Raw genomic sequence first — 21,489 nt, forward strand, 5'->3', positions numbered from 1 at the left:
AGCGTTAGGCACTACGCACGGGCGAGCGCCTGCGCCAGCGCACGTCCGCCCTGCGTTGCGTCCCAAAGCGGCCCGGCAAGCGTCTTGCCGATGTCTTGCGAGGCCAGGCCGTCGCCCTTGGCGATGATCTGCTCGATCGTCAACGGCCTGGCGGGCGTGCCGACGCTGTCCACCACCACGCTGGACCGCGCGGCGCCATCGTGCAGGCAAAGCCGGGCGCCGGTGGCAAAGCGCGCCGGGTAGTACCGGGCCAGCGTCTCGCTGAGCTCGAAGCGCACCCGCTGCGCAATTCGCCGGATCCCGGGGTCATCGAGGAAGGCCTCGCCATAGGCGTCGTAGCGGTAAGGCCCATAACTCAGCGTGGCGCCCACGATGTATGGGCAGCTGTACTGCGCGGCCATTGTCGACCTCGGCTGCGCCAGCATGTGCTGGTCCGCGATGAGCTGCGGGCCGCTGATGACAATTTCGCGGATACCGGCGGTCGGCATGCGGAAGTTGTCGGTCAGCTCCGCCAGTGCATCGATGGTGGAATGGAACAGGCGGCAGCACGCGTACGGCTTCAGGCTGATGGCGTGGATCTGCAGCCTTTCTGTCGGCTGGACCTCCATCAATTGGCCGCCGAAGAGTGCGGCGAGCCCATAGCTGCCTTCGATGGCCAGACAGGGTGCAGTGACCGCATCCATCAGCGCGAATTCCGCGGCGAGCACGCCGTTGCGGGCGGCGAACCCTGCATGGACCCGCTTCACCTCGCCGCCGGATGCTTCCGCCGAGAACTGCATGGAGCCGCTGGCCTGCGACAAGGCGTGCCCCCACGCGCGAACCAGCCGTTCCGGTGTAATCGGCGTGCCGCGCTGGTACGCATGCAGGGCCACGCACGCAGCGGCCGCTCCGAAGGTGCCGAAGATCGCCGTGGGATGGAATCCCCGGTGCACGGTTTCCAGGCCACCCGCGGCCATCCCCACCAGCGCCATGGCTTCGTAGCCGGTGGCCACGGCGCGGAACAGGTCGGCCTGCGAGGCATCCGTGGCGGCAGCCACGGCCAATGCCGCAGGAATGACGGCGGCACCGGGATGGCTCAGCGTTTCGTTGTGGGTATCGTCCAGCTCATAGCTGTGCGAGGCGGTGCCGTGCACCAGTGCGGCCACGGAGGCGTCCGCGCACCAGTCACCGCCGAGCACGGGACTGGCGCCAGTGCCGGCGAAACGGCGGGTCCACTGCGCAATCTGGCTGGTCCAGGGGCGGGTACTGCCCCACAGCGAGACGACGAAATTGTCCAGGAACAGGCGGCGCAGCGCCTCCGTATCGGACGCGTCCAGGCGCGCATTCGCAACGCGCGCGACATGCGCGGCGATCCTTGCGGTGGCGCCTTCCCCCGGGGTGTCCGGCACGCCGTCCCGGGATGTGCTGGGAGACAAGGCATCGCGCGGCAAGTCATGCATGGTTGCTCTCCTGCTCTGATCCCGTTGCGCCTTCATGTCCGCTCGCGCGCTCCGCACCCTCGGGAGCGGGTTCTCGCGCACTGCCGCAGGCCAGCATGTCGCGCACCTCTGCCGCGGTGAAGCCGTACTCAGTCAGCAGCCGGACAGAATGTTCGCCAAGGCGAGGCGCCGGGTAGCGCAGCGCGGGCGAGCTTTCGCTCCACTGCTGGGCGATGCCGATGGTGCGGATGCGGCCTTCGGAGGGATGGTCCTCTTCCGCGAAGAAGCCCAGCGTGGTCATGTGGGGATCTTCCAGGAGGGTTTCCGGCGTGTTCATCTCGATGATGGGGATGTCCGCCGCCGTCATCAGCCGGATCCATTCCGCCGTTGTCCTGGTCTCGAACGTGCGCCCCAGGAATTCGTAGAGTTCCTGAATATGTTGTGTGCGGCCGTGAATATCGGCGAAACGCGCATCCTGGGCCATGGCCGGATCGCCGCAGATGTCAAAAAAGCGCTGCCAGTGCCGGTCGGTGTAGATCTGTACTCCGACGTAGCCATCCCGCGTCCGGTAAGGCCGCCGCTCCGCGGTCATCATGCGCGCGTAGCCCCAGTCGCCGATCGGCGGCACGAAGGTATGGCCGTACAGGTGGTCGCCCATCACGAAATGTGCGAAGGTCTCGAACATCGGCACCTCCACCGCCTGCCCCTGCCCCGTGCGCTCGCGCCGGTACAGCGCCATGGCCACCGCGTTGCTGGTCGCCATGCCAACCACGCGATCCGCGATCGCGGTGGCCACATAGGTCGGCGGACCGGCCTTGCGGCTCTGCAGCACCGGCAGGCCCACCGCCGCCTGGATCAGGTCGTCGTAGGCGGGGCGCGAGGCATATGGCCCGTTCTGGCCAAAGCCAAAGGCGCCGCAGTAGATGAGGCGCGGATTCAGTTCGCGCGCCGCTTCGTAGGAGAGCCCCAGCCTGGCCATGGCCTGTGGACGCAGGCTGTACAGCAGCACGTCGGCCGAGCGCAGCATCTGCTTGAGCGCGCCAACGCCGCTCGGCTTTTTCAGGTCCAGCACCAGGCTGCGCTTGTTGCGGTTCAGGTGCAGGAAGATCGCTCCCATGCCCGGCGTGCGGCTTGGCCCGACCTTGCGCGTGGTGTCGCCTTCCGGCGACTCGATCTTGCACACGTCGGCGCCCATGTCGGCCAGCAGCAGCGATGCGTACGGCCCCATGAAATTCGATGTGAGGTCCAGGATACGTACGCCTTCCAGCGGTCCACTCATGACTACTCCGGCTTGAGGTTCAGTTCAGCGAAGAGGCTCTTCCAGACGCCTGCCTCTTCCGCCAGCTGCTTCGCAAACGCAGAAGGCGAGGATGCCACCATGCGGCCGCTCAGGCGCGATTCGATGTTGCTGCGGAAAGCCTTGTCGGCTTCCAGCGTTGCAAAATCCTTCGCGATCCGGCCCACCACCGCTGGCGGAGTACCCTTGGGGACGAAGACGCCGGCCCACAGTAGCGGCAGATAACCCTTGTAGCCCACTGCCTCTGCCAGGGTCGGCACTTCAGGCAGGTTGGGGTAGCGCTCGGCGCTGACCGCAGCCAGGGGCCTGAGCTTGCCCGCTTCGATCTGGGACACCATGGAACTCGGCGTGTTGACCAGGAACTGCGCGTCGTTGCGCATGGCCGCGAGATTCATGGCGCCGATGCTGTTGAAATCCAGCGCCGTGTACTTCATGCCCAGCGACTTATTGAGCAAGGCCATGGTGAGGTTGAACACCGAAGTCTGGCCCGTGCCCGCGAAGAACAGACCACCGGCGCTGGCTTTGCTCAGGTCTAGCAGTTCACGCAGGGTCTTTGCCTTCGTCGCCGTCTCGGCATTGACGGCGACCACGAGCTGATAGTTGATGACCTTGTACACCGGCACCAGGTCGGTCATCGGGTCGAACTTCAGGTTCCTGGTGGTGAACTTGGGCAGGATCGAGCTTTGCGTGCCCAGCAGGAGCGTATGGCCATCGGTCGCGTTGACCACATATTCCGTGCCGATGACGCCGCCGGCACCCGGCTTGTTCTCGACGATCACAGGCTGCTTCCACATGCCTTCGAGACGCTGCGCGAGACTGCGGGCCAGGATATCTCCCGTGGATCCTGCCGCCACCGCGATCACGATCTTCACCGGTTTGGTCGGCCAATCGGCTGCCGTTGCGGCCCGGGCACGGTCAGGCAGGCATAGCGCCGCGCACGCGGCCAGGCTGGTGGCGCCGGCCAAGCTTAGCCAGCGCCGGCGGGTCAGTGCCGCCAGTCGTACTGTCATGTCTCTCTCCATCTTTTTGTATTGTTCTGGCGTCAGGCGCTGGTAAACACCGGCAGCTTCTGCCCGCCGCGTTCAATCATCCGGGCCTGGACCGGGCTTCCGATCCGCAGCATCTCCGGCGGGTCTTCGAGCTGCGTGAACAGGAAATATCCCTCGTCCATCTCGACGAACCCGACCGTATACGGCGCGATTGCCGCAAAGGCCGGCGTTGGCCCCCTCATCACAGTGCTGAAGGAATACAGCTTGCCGCGTCCCGCGGAGACCTCCCACGCGAGCTTGTCGCTGCTGCAGTGCGGGCAGAAGGAATGCGCTGGCCAGACCGCCTGGCCGCACCCGCCGCAACGCTGGTACTTCAGCAGGCCGGCGGCCAGCCCCTCCCAGTAAGGCCTTGCGTCGAGAAGCTGGTATGGCTGCGGCCAGCCATCTTGCGTTTGGATCATCACGTACTCCGATCAGGGTCAGGTGGAGGAGGACAGCAGCAGCACGCTGCCGGCAGCCAGCATGCCGCCGGCGCCCTGCACCAGCACGGTCCCGGGACGGCGGCGCGGCGCCAGCCCCAGCGGCTCGCCCCGCAACTGGCGCACGGCCTCGACCATGCTGTCCATGTTGCAGGAGATGCCGGGCTGGCCGAACGACAGCCAGCCGCCGTTGGTGTCGGTGGGCAGGTCGCCGTCCAGGCCGGTGCGCCCTTCCCGGTACAGGTCGATGCCTCGGCCCTTCTTCGCGAAGCCGAGGTCCTCCATGACGATCGGCCCCATGTGCGCGAAGTTGACCGAGATCTGCGCCATGTCGATATCCTGCGGCGACAACCCGGACATCGCATATGCCTGGTTAGCCGCCGCCGCCGTGGCGGTATGGGTCAGGTTGGGCATCGGGCCGAGCTCGGGGAACCTGCACGACCGCATGTTCATGCGATCGCCCAGGTACTCGTGCGTCGTGGCCGAACCGTAGCCCATCAGATAGACCGGGTTGCGTGCCGCCCTGGCGCGCTCCGGCGAGGTGACGACCAGCGCGCCGCCGGTGCCACCGCCCCACGTGGAGCACATCCAGCGCCGCAGCGGCGTAGCCACGTAGGGCGAAGCCAGCACGGTGTCGCGGTCGATCTCCCCGAACCTGGCCTTGGCCGCATGCGGGTGGTGCACACCCCAGCGCTGGTTCGACACCGCCACCTCGGCCAGGTCCGCCTCGGTCAGGCCGTATTCATGCAGGTAGCGGCACGCCGCCTGCCCGTACAGCGCCGGGATGATCGGCCCGTACGGCACCTCGAACTGCGGGTCGGCATCGGCCTCGGCCCCCATCGCCACGGCGTCGACGAACAGCTCGGTGGCGTCGCTCTGCAGGCAGAGCACGTAATCCGCCTGCCCTGCCGCGATCATCTCCGACGCCACCGCCAGCGTCGCGGTCAGCCCAGCCCCGTGCATGGTGATCTCGCTGGTGCGCTTGACCGCCATCTGCATGTGCGAGATGAAGATGTTGCTCCACTGCGAGCGCTTGTCCGCCCAGGGCGAGCGGCCGGTGTAGACGGCATCGACCTGGTCCTTGGTGATGCCCGCGTCCCGCAGCGCGCGCCGCGTGGCTTCCGCGGCGAGCTGCAGCGGGTCCTTGCGATCCGCCCGGGACGCGTAGGCATCGCCCATCCCGATGATGGCCGCTACTGGCTTGGTCGACATAGCCGCCATTGCCTCAGGCCGCCTTCAGTTCAGGCAGCGACGATGCGATCAGCGCGTCGAGGTCTTCGCGCTTGCGCAGCATCAGAAGGCTCCACTCGCCTTGCTGCAACAGGTCGCCGTTCTGGTTGATCGCGCTGATGCGGAATTTGATCACGCCGTACTTGTCGTCCTTCTCCTTCTTGCCGATCACCTCGCACACCGCGTAGATGGTGTCGTTGATGTACACCGGGCTGCGGAAGCGCATATTGTCGATGCCGTAGTTCGCCTGGATGCCCAGGCCGAACTGGATCAGCCCGGTGACGATCGAGTAGGTCAGCGAACCCTGCACCAGCCGCTGGCCGAAACGCGTCTTGGAGGCATAGTGGGTATTGGAGTGGATCTCGATCCAGTTGCCGGTCAGTGCGCAGTAGTTGACCACGTCCGCTTCGGTGACGGTGCGCCCGCCCGAGCGGAACACCTGGCCAACCTGCAGCTCGTCAAAGGTCTGGTCGATGCGGTTGTTGATAACGCGCTTGCTCGTGTCAGTCATTTTGCTGGTTCCCTGAAGTGGTGGCGATCAGCCCATGCGCATGGACTTGGCGATGATGGTCTTCTGGATCTGCGAGGTGCCGCCGCCGATCGTGCACTGGATGCTTTCGCGCAGGTAGCGCTCCATGTCGGCTTCCGGCAGGTTGGCGTAGCCGCCCAGCACCTGCATGCCGGTCAGCGCGCAGGCCTTCAGCGTCTCGGAGCCGTAGAGCTTGGCCATCGACACCTCGCGGCTGCAGGGCCTGTGCTCGGCCGCCATCTGCGCGGCGCGGTAGCACAGCAGGCGGGCCGCGTCGACCTCGGTCTGGCGGTCGGCCAGCATGTGCTTGAGCACCTGGAAGTCCCACAGCTGCTTGCCGAACTGGATACGCTCATGGGCGTAGCGCACGGCGTTGGAGACGGCCTCCTGCGCGTTGCCCACGTAGGCCGCGGCCACCGAGCAGCGCTCCAGCTCCAGGTGTTCGGTGATGATCTTCCAGCCCTGGCCCTCCTCGCCCAGCATGGCGTCGGCGGGCACGCGCACGTTGTCGAGGAAGATCTCGGTCGTACCGGTGGCATGGCGCGACAGCGTGGGCAGCTTGTTGATGACCAGGCCGGGCGTGTCGTTGGGGATCAGCAGCACCGACAGGCCACCGTGTTTGTTGTCCGGGTCGGTGCGCACCAGCATGGCGATGACCACGTCCTTGGCCGCCGCGCCGCTGCACCACAGCTTCTGGCCGCTGACGATCCAGTCGCCGTTGGCGTCGCGGCGGGCGCGGGTCTTGGTGTTGGAGGCGTCGGAGCCGGCATCGGGTTCGGAGATCGACACCGAGAAGCGGATCTTGCCCTCGATGAACGGTCTGATGTACTTGTCCTTCTGTGCGGCCGTGCCGTACTTGGCGATGTTCATCGCGGTGAAGGTGGGCACCAGGATCGCGGCGGCGAAGTCGAAGCCGTACTTGCCCAGGCCCTCGGCCATCAGCGTGTAGTCGAAGATGTCGCCGCCAGCGCCGCCCTCCTCCTCGCTGAACAGCAGGCCCAGCCAGCCCTGCTTGGCGATCTTCTCGTAGGCCTCGTAGGGGTAGTCGCGGTTCACATCGCACTTGCGGATGTACTCGACGCCGATCTCGTTGTCCATGAAACGGTTCACGGTATCCAGCCAGAGGGCCTGCGATTCATTCAGGAAGTTCGATTGCACTGTATTGCCTCCATTGGTGTGCGTTGGCATCTGCCTGCATGGCAGCGGTACGTTGCTGCGATGCGTGTTGGAAGCGTAGTGGTGTGCAGCCGGCAAACCAACTGGCCTTTTCCGAAGCGGCGATTCGGTGAAGTCGAAGTGGCCGGTGGGTACCCCTGGGCGCAGGAAACCCGAGGCAGCGCCGCGCCATTGCGGTAAGGGTCAGCCCTGCTCGGATGCCGGCGGCTCTCCGCGTGGACGGTCGAGCAGTTGCTTCATCAGCGCGGCGGCAGGCGGGCTGAGGACGCGGCCGCGCGCGGTAGCGATGTGGGTGGTGCGTACCGCCCAGGACTCGTCAATGGCCACGCAGGCGACTTGGTCGAACAGCTCATGGCTGAACAGGCACTCCGGCAGCACGGTCAGGCCCAGCCCGGCCTGTACCAGGCTGGTGGCAACGCCTGCACTGACGACGTGGAAAGACGGTGTGAACTCGGCGCCCAGCCGCTTCGCCGCGGCGCGGAACATGCCCACCATCGATTCCACCGGAATCAGCCGTTCCGACAGCAGGTCTTCGAACCTGACCGTCTCGCGCGCGCTGAGCGGATGCGTGAGGGGCACCACGGCGGCCAGCCGGTCGCGGCGGTAGGGTGTCACGTCGACACCTCCCAGGTCCAGTTCATGCGCCATGGCGAACACGCCAATGTCCGCATCGCCGCGCGACACGGCATCGACAATGGCGGCGTTCTCGAGTTCATTCACCACCAGTTCTACCAACGGGAAGTCGCGCGCATAGTCGCCCAGCTCGCGGGCGAGGAACGGCACGATGATGGAGCGCGCCGAAGCCACCACGACCTTGCCGCGCATGCCCTCGGTAAAGGCGGATATCTCGGAGCGCAGGTTCTCGATGCTGTCCAGGATCTGGCGGGCGTAGCGCACCAGCACGGCGCCCGCGGGACTCGGCACCACGCCCTTGGGACCGCGTTCGAGCAGCTTGACCCCGGCGATATCCTCCAGGTCCTGGATTCGCTTGGTCGCCGTCGAAGCGGCGATGTTCTCGCGGATGGCGGCGCGCCCGATCTGCTGCTCTTCGACGGCGGACAAGAACAGCCGCAGCGTGAAGAGATCGACTTGCCTGATCAGGTGCAGGCGATTGAATTCGGTCATGAACTCCTGCCAGGACGGTTGATGCGAGTGACGCATCCTGCGGAAAGCAAGATGAAGCTAACGCCACACATCCGCGGAGGCTGCTGTCACGAGATCGAACGTCGCGAAGTCAGGCCGCCGTCCACGGTGACGATCACGCCACTGGTATAGCTCGATCGGTCCGAGGCGAGATAGACAAAAAGGTCGGCGACTTCGGCGACTGTCGCGGGTCGGCCCAGCGGCATCGTGGCCATCATCTGGCCAACCTCCTGGCCGTCACGATCAGCGCGAGCGCGCAGCACCTTGCGGATGCGTTCGGTATCGACGGGGCCTGGGTTGACCCCGACCACGCGGATACCGTCCTCCAGGCTGCGGCCGCCCAATGCCCGCGTAAATGCCATCAACGCGGCATTGCCGGTAGTGCCGGCGATGTAGTTGAAGTCGAAATTCTCCCCGCCATTGCCGATATTGTTCAGGATAACGCCGCCGCCGCGCGCCTTCATCCGGGCATACAGCAGCCGCGTCAGGTTGATGTAGCCGAACACCTTCAGCTCCCACCCCTCCCGCCACGCTGCTTCGTCGACCTGCCACAGGCTGCCGCCGGGAATGCTGCCGGCGTTATTGACCAGGATATCGGCCTCCCCTGCGAACTCGGCAACCCGGGCAATGGCGCCTGGCGCGGTCATGTCCTCGGCCAGCACGCTTGCCTCGACGCCATGACGCGTCCGCAGCCCGGCGGCGATCCGGTCGAGCCGCTCGCCCGACCTGGCAACCAGGAAGAGTTCACATCCTTCGGCAGCGAAGGCCTGCGCGAGACCCTCGCCGATACCTTGGGAAGCGCCGGTAACAAGCACCTTGCGCCCGTTCAGCCCCAGTTCCATGCTTGTCCCCTCCTTGCTTGCCTGCCTCGGCGCAGCCGCCGCGCATCTTCAGGACTGTTTGCGCCACCGGGCGGCTCTTGCTGCCCGGCACTGCCTCCAGCATATCGAGCACCGGCTGACCCGTTCCGTACTCCAGGCCACCTTGCCAATATAGACCGGCACCTCGGCCTGGGGGTCGAACTTGCCGATCCGGAACGCCCCGGGGCGCGACTTGCAGGCCTGGACCACCGCGCGAAAAAAAGAGCCCCGCGGCAAGCCGTACGGGGCATAAGCTCGCTGAGGCGAGCATGGAGACAACGGCTACCGACTTCTGGCATGCACGCGTTCACTATGCTGTACCCCAGGAAAATTACCAATCGCTCTGCGCGAACTCTCCCGTACTTTGAAACATCCCGGCAAGCTCCGGCGGGGCGCCCACGCCGTGGCATTCCAAGGTACGGAACTCCCTGTCTTTTCGGTTGAGCTGGCGGGCGTCATCGTCGTAGCATTGCCCGCAAAGCCACAAGGAAGGCAGGCCGGAACCGCCCAGGCTGCGCCAGGCAATGACATGGCAACCATGACCGAACACCACGCCACAAGCACGAATGCCGCGCGCGCGCAGGCCGTCCTGCAAGACGTCGAGCGCCGCTGGAACACCGCCGCACTGACATGGAACGCCGACGCGCTGACCGCGCTGTACGCACCCGAAGCCCTGTTCTTTGGGGGCCGCCCGGGCCACGCCGTGGGCCAGGCGGCGATCCTGGGGTACTTTGCCTCGTACACCGGGACGCTGCGTTCGGCATCGATGTCCCTGGCCGACCAGACCCTGGTCGAGCTTGGCGCGGATACGCTGCTGGCGCAGGGGCATGCAAACTTCCGCTTCGTGCTCGCAGACGGGCGCGAAACTGACTCGGCACTGCGGACGACTTGGGTGCTGGTCAGACGCCTGGGGGTGTGGCAGATCCTGCAGCACCACTTTTCCCCGACACCGGAAGCACCGCCGATCCAATAGCCGGCGCTCCCCTCATCGAGACGACCCGATGCACGAAGACCAAGCGCCCGCCGACCACTCCGCGCCGACGTTTACCAACGAATTGCCGCCGCCGGCACCACGACGCCACCTGCATACCCGCGCGGTCATCATGCAGGGCTTTCGCCGCGACGACGGCTTGTGGGACATCGAAGGCGAGATGAAGGACAGCAAGACCGCGCCCTGGCCCAGCTGGGAAAGCGGTGAGCAACCGCCCGACGTGCCGATACACCACATGCGGGTCCGCATCACCCTGGACGACACCTATACCGTCCGGGCCGTCGCAGCAGCGCTGCCTTCCATCCCTTTTCCCGAATGCAACGGGGGGATTCCGCCGCTGCAAGGGCTGGTTGGCGCGAGCATCGCGCGCGGCTGGCGCAAGGCGCTCGAAACCACATTGGGCGGCACCAGGGGCTGCACGCATCTGCGCGAACTGATGATGAATCTCGGTACCGTGGCCTACCAGACCGTGGGCGGCGAAATGCGGCGCCAGGAATGGGAAGCCCTGCCCGAACCCCGCATCAGACCTCCGGTGGCGACATCGCCCAAGCCGCATTGGGACAAGTGCCTCGGCTGGCGGCTTGACGGTGAAGTAATCAGGCGGTGGGCCCCGGTTTTCTACCAGCCCCCCGGCAACGCTTCGGCAGGCACCAATCCAGCCGCTTCGGACTAACCACCGACGCTGGCCGCCGCCGCCGTGCAAGGCACACCGTGGTATTGCCGGCTATCCACAATGAATGCAGGAACTTTCCTCCTCCAGGATAAAACGCGCAATCAAGACCTCAGCGCAAGGACAGTCTTAAGCCCACTCCGCAACAAACCGCTTCCAAAGCACGGGACGCGGGCTTGCACGCCGTTGCGACGTGGCAAGGCATTGATGTCAAATCTGGCATACCTGTCAACGGAGCCAAGCCATGCGGACCGAGTACGCGAACGACGCTGGCGCTGCCGGCACGCGCCAGAAGCCATCGGTGAGCACATGACCGCGCCGCCACGCAAACCGGCGCAAGCCACAGCCATCACCGCTTGGGGGCCACTGCGCAACCGGCGCTTCTCGGTACTCTGGTCGGTATGGGTCGCCGCCAACCTGTGCGTCTGGATGTGCGACGTCGCCGCAGCCTGGCTGATGACCACCCTGTCCGACAGCAAGACCCTGGTTGCCCTGGTGCAGACTGCCACATCCCTGCCAGCGTTCTTGCTCGCCCTCCCCGGTGGCGCACTGGCGGATCAGCTCGACCGGCGCAGGTGCTTCCTCCTTACACTCTTGTGGACCGCGGCCACGACCACCGTGCTGGCGGTGTCCGCTGCCACTGGCCTCCTCAACACCCCCCTGCTGCTTGCGCTGGTCTTCGCCGGGGGCATCGGCACTGCCCTGCGCTGGCCGGCCTTCTCGGCCTTGCTGCCGGAGGTCGTTGCGCGTCCGGAGTTGCCGCAGGCGATGGTCTTACATGGCCTGGCAGTGCACGGCGGCCGCGTGGGCGGACCGCTCCTGGCGGGCTTGTTCCTGGCCATCTGGGGCGACGCCTCGGTGTTCATCGCCGGCGCGCTGATGTCGCTTGCCTCGGCATTGGTGATCTGGAAATGGGACTATGACGCGCCGCCGCGCAAGCGCCGCGCCGTGCGGCTGCCGCAATCGATACGATCCGGCCTGCGTTACGCATGGCGCAGCCAGCGCCTGCGCGCCGCGATCGTGCGGGTCTGGGTGCTCTTTATGACCGTGACCGCGTTGATGGCGTTACTCCCACTGCTGGCTCGCGCGTATGGCGGGGTCAGCGCACAGGTCTACACGACACTGCTCGCATGCGTAGGCGCCGGGGCCATGACGGTGGCGATGGCGCTGCCGCGACTGCGGACTCGTTTCGGCTCGGAAAGAATCGTCACAGATGGAGCGCTCATCCTCGGTGTCGCGATTGCAGGCATCGGCCTGGCCCCGCATGCGTGGCTGGCGGCGCCTGTCCTGTTCGCGAGCGGAGCCGGCTGGCTTGGGATCGGCAACTCGCTGAACGTCAGCGCCCAACTGGCTCTGCCTGATCGTCTACGCGCACGGGGAATGGCGGTCTTCTTCATGGCCGCAATGGGCGGCGGCGCAAGCGGAGCTGCTACGTTCGGCGCGCTGGCCGACCGGATAGGCGTACGTCCGGCACTGTTGGCACTCGCGCTCATGACGTCTGGATTGGCCTGGTTGATGCGGCGCCGTTGGTCGATCGCATTTGCGGACGGCATGGGACAGATGCAGAGTTGAGCCAGATGTCTTGCCTAACCCTGCGTCTGGACGGGCGTCCTGGTGTATTGCAGTTGCCTCAGTGAATGGTCAGTCCTCCCGTCGGACTGAGTGTCGCCCCCGTGAGGTAGTGCGCCGCATCCGAAGCCAGGAATGCCACCACCTGGCCGATGTCTTGCGGCGCCGCCACGCCGAGCGGACTGCTGGCAATGATCTTTTCATACTGTTTCCGGTGGCGCTCCGACACCCCACCTTCCTTTTCGAACGCGGCCTGCCAGGAGGGGCTGTCGCGCACCACCGTCACACAGACGCAGTTCACGCGGATCCGGTCCCTGGCCAGCTCCTTGGCAAGCACCTTGCTCGCGCTGATCAGCCCGCCAGCGAAGGTCGCGACCGCTGTCTGGGTTGGAGTGGGTACCCTGCCGCCCTCGGAAGTCACGAAGACGACGCTTCCGCCTCCGCGCTGGCGCATGAAAGGCAATGCCGACTGTACCGGGAGCAGCTTCGCCACGGTATTTTCCGCCACCACGGCGCAAACCCGTGCCAGGTCGATCTCTCCGAAGGGGCCGCGGACGTCGGGGCGGCGCGCCTCGTCGTCATTGCCGCCAGCGTTTGCAACTACAATGTCGATACCGCCATGGCGGCGAGCGGTCTCGGCGGCCACCGCGTCCATGTCAGACTTCGAGCGGACATCGCCTGCCAGGAAATCCCCGGTGCCTCCGGCTTGCCCAATCTCGGCAAGTACGGCCTCAGCCTTCGCTGCCGTCCTGCCGCTGATGACAACGATGGCACCGAGAGACGCGAGCTGTAACGCGACGCCCTTCCCAATCCCGCCTGTACCACCTGTGACAATGGCAACCTTTCCTTCAAGACTTGTCATGTTCGGGAACCTCTATCCGTTGAGACGTTGATTGATTCGAGCCAGATGCCCCGACGTTGGCTAGATGATCCTCGACGAGTGCAGCGCTTCGATCAGCTGCGCATCCATGCGCAGCCAGTCGCCCAGCACGCCATCGGTGTGCTGACCCAGCCGGGGTGGCAGGCCTGCCTCCGGCTCGGGAACATCCGACATCTTTATCGGATTGCCCGCAACCTGGACCGGGCCCCATGACGGGTCATGCAGGGTCATCAGCATCTGGCGTGCCGCAACGTGCGGGCATTCGAAGACGTCCGCAATGTCATTGACCGCGGAGGATGGAACGCCGCCTTCGCGCAGTGCCTCGACAGCCTCGGTGCGCGTGCGCGTGCTCAGCCATTCGTCGATATGCGGGTTGAGCGCGTCGCTGTTGGCACTGCGGGCCATACCGTCCTTGAAGCGCGCATCTTCCAGCAGGGCCGGCATGCCGATCACGTGGCAGAAGCGCTCCCAGATATGATCCCCCAGCACGGCGATGACGATATACCCATCGCTGGCGCGGTAGGTGCCAAACGGCGCCGTCACGGCATGCAGACCGGGGGGTGCCGGCTTGCGGAATGCGGAGTACATCGCCACCGATATCTCGTTCTGCACGAGCGAAGCGTCATAGAGCGAAATGTCGACCTTCTTGCCTGCGCCGGTACGTTCGCGCTGGTAGAGCGCCAGCAGCGCACCTTGCGCGGCCAGGATGCCGCCCTGCAGGTCGGTCATCGAGAAGCCGAGGTAGGTGGGCCGGTCACCCTGGCGCTCGGGCCGGTACATCAGCCCGCTCAACGCCTGTCCGATGATGTCGAAAGCCGGGTAGTCCGTGTACGGGCTCGGCATCACATCTTCATGCCCGAAGCCGGAGATCGCAACGTAGATGAGGCGCGGGTTGTGTTCGCGCAGCGCGGCATAGCCGATGCCAAGACGGTCCATCACGCCGGGCCGCAGGTTTTCGAGGACGATGTCCGCCTCGCATGCCAGTTGCGTGAAGATCCGCTTGCCTTCGGGATGCTTGAGGTCCAGGGTGATGCTCTTCTTGTTCCGGTTGTTGCGCAGGAAGGACAAGCTCTGCCAGGAGCCATCCTCCGCGCTCTTCACCGGGGTGGTATTGCGCGCGAAATCTCCACCGTCACGCGACTCCACCTTGACGACCTCGGCACCGGCATCGGCGAGCCACATCGAGGCAAACGGTCCGGCAACAAAGTTCTCGACAGCCAGGACCCGCACACCGCTTAGCGGTCGCTCCGAGCTTCCCGCGGCGGCTGCGGTGGCAGCATTGTCATTGGTGTTCAAGGTCACTCCGGTTGGTAATGTCGTGCCCCACGAGGGCTTCGCTGCCGCTTGGCCAGGAATTCGAGGTCCGCGTTGTCGTGGCCGACTTCTCGCGCCGCCGATAGCGGCGGCGGACGCTTGCCGTTGAACGACAACGGCAGGCCGACGACGGCGAGCTCATCGTCTGACGGCTTGTCGATGATGCCCAGCGCGTCGGTCTGCGCGTGGTGCACCAGTTCCTCAGTAGTCTGGATCGGGGCGCACGGCAGTCCGGCGGCACCCAGCCGCTCCTGCCAGTGGGCGCGCGGGCGCTCTGCCAGGCGCTCGCCGATGAGCCCATCGATCATGGCGCGATGGCGCAGGCGCGCCGCATTCGTGGTGAAGCGTGGGTCGACGGCCCACTCGGGCCGGTCCAGCGTCTCGCAAAACCGCGCAAACAGCGCGTCGTTCGCGCAACTGATGATCAGGTCACCGTCCGCAGTCTGGTAGGCCCGATGCGGCACGATGAAGGCGACGCCGGACCCATGGCGCGAGCCCGGCTCGCCGTCAGCGTTGTAGTTGGCGACGCCGATCGACATCCAGGCAATGGCGGTCTCCAGCAGCGAGCTGTTGACGGTTGCGCCGACATGCTTCTGTTGCCGGCGAAACAGCGCCGCAAGGATGCCGATCACCGCCCACATGCCGGTGCCAAAGTCGACGATGGACACCCCGGCACGCACGGGCGACTGGCCCTCCTCTCCCGTGATGCTCATGATCCCCGCAAACGCCTGCATCAGCGGGTCATATCCCGGTGCGGCATTCAGCGGCCCCACGTGGCCGAAGGCTCCGACCTCGCAGCAGATCAGTTCCGGCTTGGTCACACGCAGGCTGTCGGGATCAAGCCCGTATTGCGCCGCCGAGCCGGGCCGCAGGTTGTGGAAGAAGACGTCGGCGCGCTCCGCAATGAGCTGATGTAGCGTGGCAAGATCGCCGGCGTCCTTGATGTCAAGGCTGATGAAGCGTTTGCCGCGGTTGATGGCATGGAAGGCCGCGCCGCTGCCCTTCCACTTGCTCGGTCCCCAGCCGCGCGCCGAATCACCCGTGGGCCGCTCCACCTTCCAGACGTCCGCTCCCAGCGCCGCCAGGATCTGGCCGGCGAACGGCGCCGAAGCGCTGTCACTCAGTTCGACCACCACCACACCGTCGAGAGGCAAGTCATGCATTGCTGTCTTCCTTTGTTATGCGTTGCGTTGCATCCAAATGGATCTGGTGCATGCGGGAAGAGTAGAGGCGTGCCGCCGTCTGGCCAACTGGCCTTTTCCGAAACGGCGATTCGAAGGGATCGAAATGGTGGCGGCACGGGCCCAACCGCGTTACGCCCGGTTGGGCGCGGCAGCGCTGTCGCGGCGCCCTCAGGCAGTTGCGTCATGAATGCGGCAAAACCACCGTGCCCATTTATAAACGTGTCTTTATAAGCACTTTCGCGAGTGTGAATCTCGCGGCATAGAGCCATCGGCGTCAGGACAATTCCTCCGACAGCGCTTTTGCCTGACGCCAGTCCGCAGTGTCAAATCCCTCCGTGAACGGGCTATGGATCCCGCTCACGATCTGCCGCGCTTCGACGGGAGCGTTAAAAACACGTCCCGAGGCTGCGGCGGGAACCGCCAGCTGAGCACGCTCAGCCCGCGCGCAGGCCTTCCACGAACGCAGCGAAGCCGCCAACAAATTCCTTGAGCCGCGTACGCATGCCGGCATCGGTGAGTTCGCCCCGCGCGTCGAACACCTGGCCCGCGCGCGCAACCAGCAGCCGGCCTCCGCTATAGTTCCGCGTGCCCAGTGTCTTGAGCACCGGCAGCCAATCGTTCTGTGCCAGCACGGTACCGAAGCCCCCGGCGGATGCCCCGATGACTGCTACCGGGCGATTGCCGAAGACTGCGGGGATATCGCTCGCCGGCCGCGAGAGCCAGTCGATGGCGTTCTTGAAGACGCCGGGGATGCCGTTGTTGTATTCGGGCGTGGCGAGTAACAGACCATCGCTGGCCATGACCTCTTCGCGCAACGCCACCACGGCGGCGGGCAAGCCTTCACGCGCCTCCAGGTCTGCGTCGTAAAGCGGAATGCCATGCAGGGTGGCGATATCGAGGCGGATCTGCGCGTCAGCCTCCGCCTGCGCTGCCCGCAGCAGCGCGGTGTTGTACGACTGGGCACGCAGGCTGCCGGAAATTCCCAGGATTCTGATCATTTGTCGCGCCTCATTTCATGAAGATGTAGGGGTATGGCCCTGCTCATTATCCAGCATGACGGAGGCCATGGCGTCTCGGATGTGCGCGCCGAACGTCCTGTGGTGACAGGCCGCGCCACCGGTGAACGAATCCGCCCTTCCCCGCTTGGCGCCGTCGGCGTGCGGGTTACGCAGGTCGCCGACATTGGCTGCGCTTTCACCCGGCTTCGGGTTGCTCTTTGTCGCATTCCTGGCAACGCTCTCCGCATCGACGCTCAACAGTACTGGCACTCCAGACCAGACACGTCGCACGCACAGCCATTGACGATGCCCCCACGCCGCCTATGCTTGAGCTCTCGCCCAAGCGCCGCAAGAATTCAGTGCGCCCCGGCGCAGGTCCACTCGATTTCAGCAGCGTCCTGAGCGGCAGCGCTGCCGCCTTACTGCTTCGGCTCCGGCTCGACCACGACCTCCAGTTCCACCAGTTGGTAGCCTTTGCGCTCCGGGTGCGGCACGATATTGACGATGTGGTCCTCGATGGTCGAGAAGATGCAGTCGACCGGGTTGGCGGGATCGCCCTTGAAATAGATCTGCGAAGTGAGCGTCCGGTATCCCGGATGCATGACGCGATAGTGGATGTGCGGCGCACGCTGGCGATTGCGCCCGAGGTGCTTCATCAACACGCCGACCTCGGTATGCTCGCGCCCGATGACGTAGCCGCCCGGACGGACCGTGACCACCTCGAAAGCGCCTTCTGCATCGCAGCGCAGCTTGCCACGCAGGTTGTCTTCTGACTGCGAGTCGTCTTCGTTCTCGTAGCGCCCGAACTGGTTGGGCTGCCACACGATCAGCGTCGCACCGGGAATCGGGCGGCCAGTCGAGGCGTCCAGCACCCGCCCGCGGACCTCCAGCCGCTGCCCGGGTTCGTCTTCCGTTGCGATGTAGCAGGGATTGGAGCCCTCGGCCACCTGGTCCTTGGGGAAGGGGCCGGTCACGTTCTGCGGCGTGGCGTGGTCATCGGTGCGCGCCAGGTCGAGCGCGCGCATGGTCAGGCCCATCATGTCGCACAGCATGACCAGTTCGTCCTGGGCGGCGACCTTGCCGAGCCAGCCGGCGATGCGGTACAGCTGTTCGTCGGTCAGCTTCAGTTCGTCCAGCATGGCATGAAAGTGCCGCAGCGCCACGCCGAACCGAGCCTGCAGCGCAGGGTCGGAACCCGGCACATCGCACATGGCGTCGAGGGCGCGCTGGAGGGTGTAGTTGTCGGGATTGCCCATGGTTGTCTCCGCTTGTTCTGTTTCATCCCCTGGCAGCCGCCAGGTCGACGGCGCGGGCCAGCAGTGAGCTGTCCGCCATCAGCTTGTGCTTGGCGGGCTTGTGCGTCGGGGTGTGCGGCACGGCATCGACCGCGAGACGAAGCGCGGCAGCTTGTGCACGTTGCGCGATAAGCACTGCGCGTCATGCGCGCAGCCCCTGCTTGCCGGTCAGACGCCGTCCGCGAACGGATCCACACCGCCAACCTTGGCCAGCGCACCGTCAGTGAACGGATCGACCTGACGCAGCGCGCCATCAGTGAACGCATCAACCGGGCGAGCCGCACCATCCAGGAACGGGTCTGCCTTGCGCACAGCGATCTTGCGGAACTGCTCGTCCGCCAGGCGGCCGGTCGGCGAGTGCTGCAGCGCCCAGATCATGGGCAGCGAGGCCTGTGCCGCACCTGCCCCATCCCTGCAGGCATCCGGCGACCGCACTGCCGCCTGCGCCGCGGAAGCCATCACCAGCATCGCCATCGCACCAATCATTGCCGTTTTCATCACTTGCTCCTTGAAAGTTGAGGGAAAGCGCGCCCACCGCATTGGCCCGGCAGCGCCGTGGATGGAGTGAAATATATACATAACCGTACCGTATGGTATTCTTTGATTCGGAAGATGCGGTTCGGATTCTCCGAAGTCTCCCCGGGTACCTCACGCCGCCAGTCCCGACTTCGGCCTTTTGGTAGACTGCGCGGGGCCCGGCGCCACGGAACATGGCGCGGGCGGCCAATCTCTTTCAACGCTGGCTATTGCATGGAATTACAACCGGACCCCTCCCGCGACGCTGCTCCCCGCCCGCCCTTGCGCATGACGCGTCGTGGGGAAGAGAAGCGCGCCCTGATCCTGAGCATCGCTGCGGATATGTTTCTCGAGCACGGCTACGACGGCGTTAGCCTCGATGAGATCGTCAAGGCGTGCGGAGGCTCCAAGACCAATGTCTACAATTACTTCGGGGGCAAGGACGGCTTGTTCGTCGCCGTGGTGGAAAGACTCTGCGACCGCTTCCTGGAGAAAACCGAGACCAGTCTGGACCTGTCGCGCTGCAACGCCGCACAGGGCCTGCGGAAGATCGCGCACGGCTTCCTGCAGTCCTTGCTGGAGGAGCGCCACCTTGCGTTCCTGCGGCTCATCTTCGCGGAATCGCGGCGCTTTCCGGCTCTCGGCAATGCGTGGTACACGCGTGGCCCCGCGGCAACCTGTGCCTATGTCGCGGGCTTTCTCTCTACACGGCAAGCGGCCGGCGCCACGCTGTCAGCCAGCCCGGAAGTCTGCGCCCTGCTCTTCCACGGCATGGTGCTGGCCAGCGTGCTGCACCGGACCCTGGCCACCGGCGTGCGTCCGGACGACGGCGAAATGCATGCGCTGGTCAATGACGCTACCGCCCTGATCGTGGCAGAGGGCGTGGTCGGGGCCGTCTGATGCTTCAAGGCAGGACGTGGCATATTCCGCCACGTCATTTCACCTGACGGCCGGCGATCTGCGGATTCGAGGGATCGAGGCCATTCAGGCAGTCAGTTCGGTAGCCGCGGCCGACTTGCGTGCGGGCGCTCTGCCCGGGTCGCTTTCGATTGCACTGTCACAGTGCGATTCAGTATGCTACGCGTCGAATTGAAGGAATCCGGATACCCAAATGCAACTCAGAACCGAGGAGATCGAAGCCTACCTGCTGGTCGTCGAACTCGGCAGCATCAGCGGCGCTGCGCGTCACATGGCGCTCTCGAAGTCCGTCGTCAGCAAGCGCATCAGCGACCTGGAGCGCAGCCTGGGCGTTACGCTGCTGCAGCGCTCCACGCGCCGCGTGCAGCCAACCGAGAGCGGCCGGCACTTCTATGAGCAGGCGCGGGCTGCCATGGCACAGCTCACCCATGCCGCCGAAAGCATCTCCAAGACCTCGCAGGAGCTGTGCGGCGAATTGCGAATCCTTGCGCCGATGAGCTTCGGCACGCTCTGGCTGTCGCCGTTGATTTCTGAATTCGCAAAGGCGCATCCGCGCCTGCATGTTGTGATGGAGCTGGACGACCGGCTGGTGGATACGGGATATGAACGCTATGACCTGGCGATCCGCATCACGCGCCTCGGCGACAGCGCGCTGATCGCCCGCAAACTGGCGATCAGCCGGCGCATCCTGTGCTGCAGCCCTGAATACGCGGCGCGCGCCGGCCGGCCCGAGAGCATCGCCGACATCGCCAGGCATGCCTGCCTGTCCTACAGTAATTCCCCGCCCGGGCAGATCTGGGCGTTCCGTGGCCGCACCCCGCAGGCCGCACCGAAGATCATCACACCACACGGCGTATTCACGGCCAACAACGGCGAGGTGCTGCGCGACGCCGCGCTGGGCGGCCACGGCATTGCCGTACTGCCGCTGTTCATCGTCTCGCGGGAGCTGGCGGCCGGCAGCCTGATCGAATTACTTCCCCACGAAGCGCCAATAGACGATGGCGTCTTTGCGGTCTATCCACGCACCGCCTATACCTCGCACAAGATCCGGACGCTGATCCAGTTCCTGCAGCAATCGCTGTCGCCGCCGCCGTGGGAGCCGCGCTGCGACAGCACCGCCGGGACGCCCGACGTCAAGCCGGTCCTGTCAGTCTGACGGCGCGTCCCGCCGCGGCGCGGCCAAACGCTCGCGCCGCCTGGCTGCGCGCGAATGCCTCAGGTAGCCAGCTCGGTTGCCACCGCCGGCATACGTGCCGGGGCCGAACGCGTCTTCTGTTGCGCCAGGTATTTCAGCACCAGGTCCGTGGTCGCCTGGAAATGATCGGACAGCAGCTTGCTCGCTTCACGCGCGTTGCGGGCGACAATGGCGTTGACGATGGCCTCGTGCTCGGCCGCCACGTCGCGCTTGCGGGCCGCCCTGGGCACGGCAAGCGAGAGGAAGCGATAGCGCGCGGTCTGGTCGCGCAACACGATCGAGAACCGACGCAGCCACGCCGAGCGGCAGCCGGACACCAGCACCTCATGAAACACGGCGTGCGCCTCCTCCCATTCGGGATTGAGGGCACCTTCCTTGCCGCGCAGCACCATCGGAATTCGTGTCAGGCGGTGATGGGCGGCCACGACATCCGCCTCCCAGGCGATATCGCCGGCCTCGATTGCGTCGCGCAGGGCGCTGGTATCGATCTGCTGCCTCACGCGCGTGATGTCCAGCAGTTCTTCGGCGGACAGCGGCGCCACACGGAAGCCCTTCTGGTCGATGGCCAGCACGAAGCCCGTCGTGCACAGCCGCGACAAAGCCTCGCGCAGCGGAATGACGCCTGCCTGGTAGCGTTCGGCCAGTTCCTTCAGGCGCAGCTTGCTGCCGGCCGGCAGCTTGCCGTTGATGATGTCTTCGCGGACGCTTTGTTCGAGCACGGAAGCCCATGTGCGTCCGCCCAGGTCCGGCGCCTCCGGCAAAGCGACGGCGGCTTCGCCGGAGGCGGTCGTTGCTGACTTGGTTCTTGCCACGATGGGGCCTCGCTCGATGATAGATA

At 65.6% G+C, this 21,489-nt stretch carries 23 protein-coding genes; 5 read left to right on the forward strand and 18 right to left on the reverse strand.

Going from position 1 to position 21,489, the window contains the following annotated elements:
- Positions 1-11: 11 nt before the first annotated feature.
- From ACZ5MJ_RS09720 to ACZ5MJ_RS09760, 9 genes are all read right to left on the reverse strand, one after another.
- Entirely contained in the window at positions 12-1,439 is a 1,428-nt protein-coding gene (locus ACZ5MJ_RS09720) for an MmgE/PrpD family protein (protein WP_464218982.1), read from the reverse strand.
- On the reverse strand, positions 1,432-2,697 hold the full coding sequence (locus tag ACZ5MJ_RS09725) for a CaiB/BaiF CoA transferase family protein (protein WP_464218984.1): 1,266 nt from the start codon (positions 2,695-2,697) through the stop codon (positions 1,432-1,434). The genes ACZ5MJ_RS09720 and ACZ5MJ_RS09725 overlap by 8 nt, the downstream gene beginning before the upstream one ends.
- A gap of 2 nt (positions 2,698-2,699) precedes the next feature.
- On the reverse strand, positions 2,700-3,725 hold the full coding sequence (locus ACZ5MJ_RS09730) for a Bug family tripartite tricarboxylate transporter substrate binding protein (RefSeq protein WP_464218985.1): 1,026 nt from the start codon (positions 3,723-3,725) through the stop codon (positions 2,700-2,702).
- A gap of 32 nt (positions 3,726-3,757) precedes the next feature.
- Entirely contained in the window at positions 3,758-4,165 is a 408-nt protein-coding gene (locus ACZ5MJ_RS09735) for a Zn-ribbon domain-containing OB-fold protein (protein WP_464218986.1), read from the reverse strand.
- 18 nt (positions 4,166-4,183) lie between these two features.
- A complete protein-coding gene (locus tag ACZ5MJ_RS09740) occupies positions 4,184-5,395 on the reverse strand; it encodes a thiolase family protein (RefSeq protein ID WP_464218987.1) in 1,212 nt (403 codons plus the stop codon).
- 13 nt (positions 5,396-5,408) lie between these two features.
- Entirely contained in the window at positions 5,409-5,924 is a 516-nt protein-coding gene (locus ACZ5MJ_RS09745; protein WP_464218988.1) for a MaoC family dehydratase, read from the reverse strand.
- A gap of 27 nt (positions 5,925-5,951) precedes the next feature.
- Complete coding sequence (locus ACZ5MJ_RS09750; RefSeq protein WP_464218989.1) at positions 5,952-7,100, reverse strand: acyl-CoA dehydrogenase family protein; 1,149 nt, start codon at positions 7,098-7,100, stop codon at positions 5,952-5,954.
- 201 nt (positions 7,101-7,301) lie between these two features.
- On the reverse strand, positions 7,302-8,243 hold the full coding sequence (locus tag ACZ5MJ_RS09755) for a LysR family transcriptional regulator (RefSeq protein WP_464218991.1): 942 nt from the start codon (positions 8,241-8,243) through the stop codon (positions 7,302-7,304).
- An 86-nt stretch (positions 8,244-8,329) separates the two neighbouring features.
- Positions 8,330-9,103 carry an SDR family oxidoreductase gene (locus ACZ5MJ_RS09760; RefSeq protein ID WP_464218992.1) on the reverse strand — a complete coding sequence of 258 codons (774 nt, stop codon included), beginning with the start codon at positions 9,101-9,103 and terminating at the stop codon, positions 8,330-8,332.
- Between the two features lie 547 nt (positions 9,104-9,650).
- Between ACZ5MJ_RS09760 and ACZ5MJ_RS09765 the strand changes: the two genes are divergently transcribed.
- The 3 genes from ACZ5MJ_RS09765 to ACZ5MJ_RS09775 all read left to right on the forward strand — a co-directional run bounded on the left by ACZ5MJ_RS09765 (position 9,651) and on the right by ACZ5MJ_RS09775 (position 12,354).
- Positions 9,651-10,094: a YybH family protein gene (locus tag ACZ5MJ_RS09765; RefSeq protein ID WP_464218993.1), complete on the forward strand. Its 444-nt coding sequence runs from the start codon at positions 9,651-9,653 to the stop codon at positions 10,092-10,094.
- Positions 10,095-10,122: 28 nt separating this feature from the next.
- Positions 10,123-10,785: a DUF2889 domain-containing protein gene (locus ACZ5MJ_RS09770; RefSeq protein ID WP_464218995.1), complete on the forward strand. Its 663-nt coding sequence runs from the start codon at positions 10,123-10,125 to the stop codon at positions 10,783-10,785.
- Positions 10,786-11,091: 306 nt separating this feature from the next.
- Entirely contained in the window at positions 11,092-12,354 is a 1,263-nt protein-coding gene (locus tag ACZ5MJ_RS09775; RefSeq protein ID WP_464218997.1) for an MFS transporter, read from the forward strand.
- Positions 12,355-12,412: 58 nt separating this feature from the next.
- Here the strand turns inward: ACZ5MJ_RS09775 and ACZ5MJ_RS09780 are convergent, their stop codons facing one another.
- From ACZ5MJ_RS09780 to ACZ5MJ_RS09815, 8 genes are all read right to left on the reverse strand, one after another.
- A complete protein-coding gene (locus tag ACZ5MJ_RS09780) occupies positions 12,413-13,213 on the reverse strand; it encodes an SDR family NAD(P)-dependent oxidoreductase (RefSeq protein ID WP_464218998.1) in 801 nt (266 codons plus the stop codon).
- A gap of 60 nt (positions 13,214-13,273) precedes the next feature.
- Positions 13,274-14,527, reverse strand: a complete 1,254-nt coding sequence (locus ACZ5MJ_RS09785) for a CaiB/BaiF CoA transferase family protein (RefSeq protein WP_464218999.1) — start codon at positions 14,525-14,527, stop codon at positions 13,274-13,276.
- Between the two features lie 2 nt (positions 14,528-14,529).
- Positions 14,530-15,708: a CaiB/BaiF CoA transferase family protein gene (locus tag ACZ5MJ_RS09790; RefSeq protein ID WP_464219000.1), complete on the reverse strand. Its 1,179-nt coding sequence runs from the start codon at positions 15,706-15,708 to the stop codon at positions 14,530-14,532.
- 455 nt (positions 15,709-16,163) lie between these two features.
- Complete coding sequence (locus ACZ5MJ_RS09795; RefSeq protein WP_464219003.1) at positions 16,164-16,727, reverse strand: NADPH-dependent FMN reductase; 564 nt, start codon at positions 16,725-16,727, stop codon at positions 16,164-16,166.
- A 15-nt stretch (positions 16,728-16,742) separates the two neighbouring features.
- Positions 16,743-16,985, reverse strand: coding sequence for a hypothetical protein (locus tag ACZ5MJ_RS09800; RefSeq protein ID WP_464219005.1), 243 nt, complete (start codon positions 16,983-16,985; stop codon positions 16,743-16,745).
- Between the two features lie 161 nt (positions 16,986-17,146).
- Entirely contained in the window at positions 17,147-17,983 is an 837-nt protein-coding gene (locus ACZ5MJ_RS09805) for a dioxygenase family protein (RefSeq protein ID WP_464219006.1), read from the reverse strand.
- Between the two features lie 22 nt (positions 17,984-18,005).
- Positions 18,006-18,158 (reverse strand): hypothetical protein, encoded by a 153-nt coding sequence (locus ACZ5MJ_RS09810; protein WP_464219007.1) that lies wholly within the window; start codon positions 18,156-18,158, stop codon positions 18,006-18,008.
- 32 nt (positions 18,159-18,190) lie between these two features.
- Positions 18,191-18,520 carry a hypothetical protein gene (locus ACZ5MJ_RS09815; RefSeq protein ID WP_464219009.1) on the reverse strand — a complete coding sequence of 110 codons (330 nt, stop codon included), beginning with the start codon at positions 18,518-18,520 and terminating at the stop codon, positions 18,191-18,193.
- Positions 18,521-18,772: 252 nt separating this feature from the next.
- On the opposite strand from ACZ5MJ_RS09815, the gene ACZ5MJ_RS09820 reads away from it, so the two are divergent.
- Together ACZ5MJ_RS09820 and ACZ5MJ_RS09825 are read left to right on the forward strand one after the other, a co-directional pair.
- Positions 18,773-19,438: a TetR/AcrR family transcriptional regulator gene (locus tag ACZ5MJ_RS09820; RefSeq protein WP_464219010.1), complete on the forward strand. Its 666-nt coding sequence runs from the start codon at positions 18,773-18,775 to the stop codon at positions 19,436-19,438.
- 211 nt (positions 19,439-19,649) lie between these two features.
- On the forward strand, positions 19,650-20,612 hold the full coding sequence (locus ACZ5MJ_RS09825; RefSeq protein WP_464219011.1) for a LysR family transcriptional regulator: 963 nt from the start codon (positions 19,650-19,652) through the stop codon (positions 20,610-20,612).
- 59 nt (positions 20,613-20,671) lie between these two features.
- Here ACZ5MJ_RS09825 and ACZ5MJ_RS09830 read toward each other — a convergent pair whose 3' ends face one another.
- A complete protein-coding gene (locus tag ACZ5MJ_RS09830) occupies positions 20,672-21,463 on the reverse strand; it encodes an FCD domain-containing protein (protein ID WP_464219012.1) in 792 nt (263 codons plus the stop codon).
- Positions 21,464-21,489 lie beyond the last annotated feature (26 nt).

It is taken from the genome of Cupriavidus sp. LA-1, from assembly GCF_055385985.1.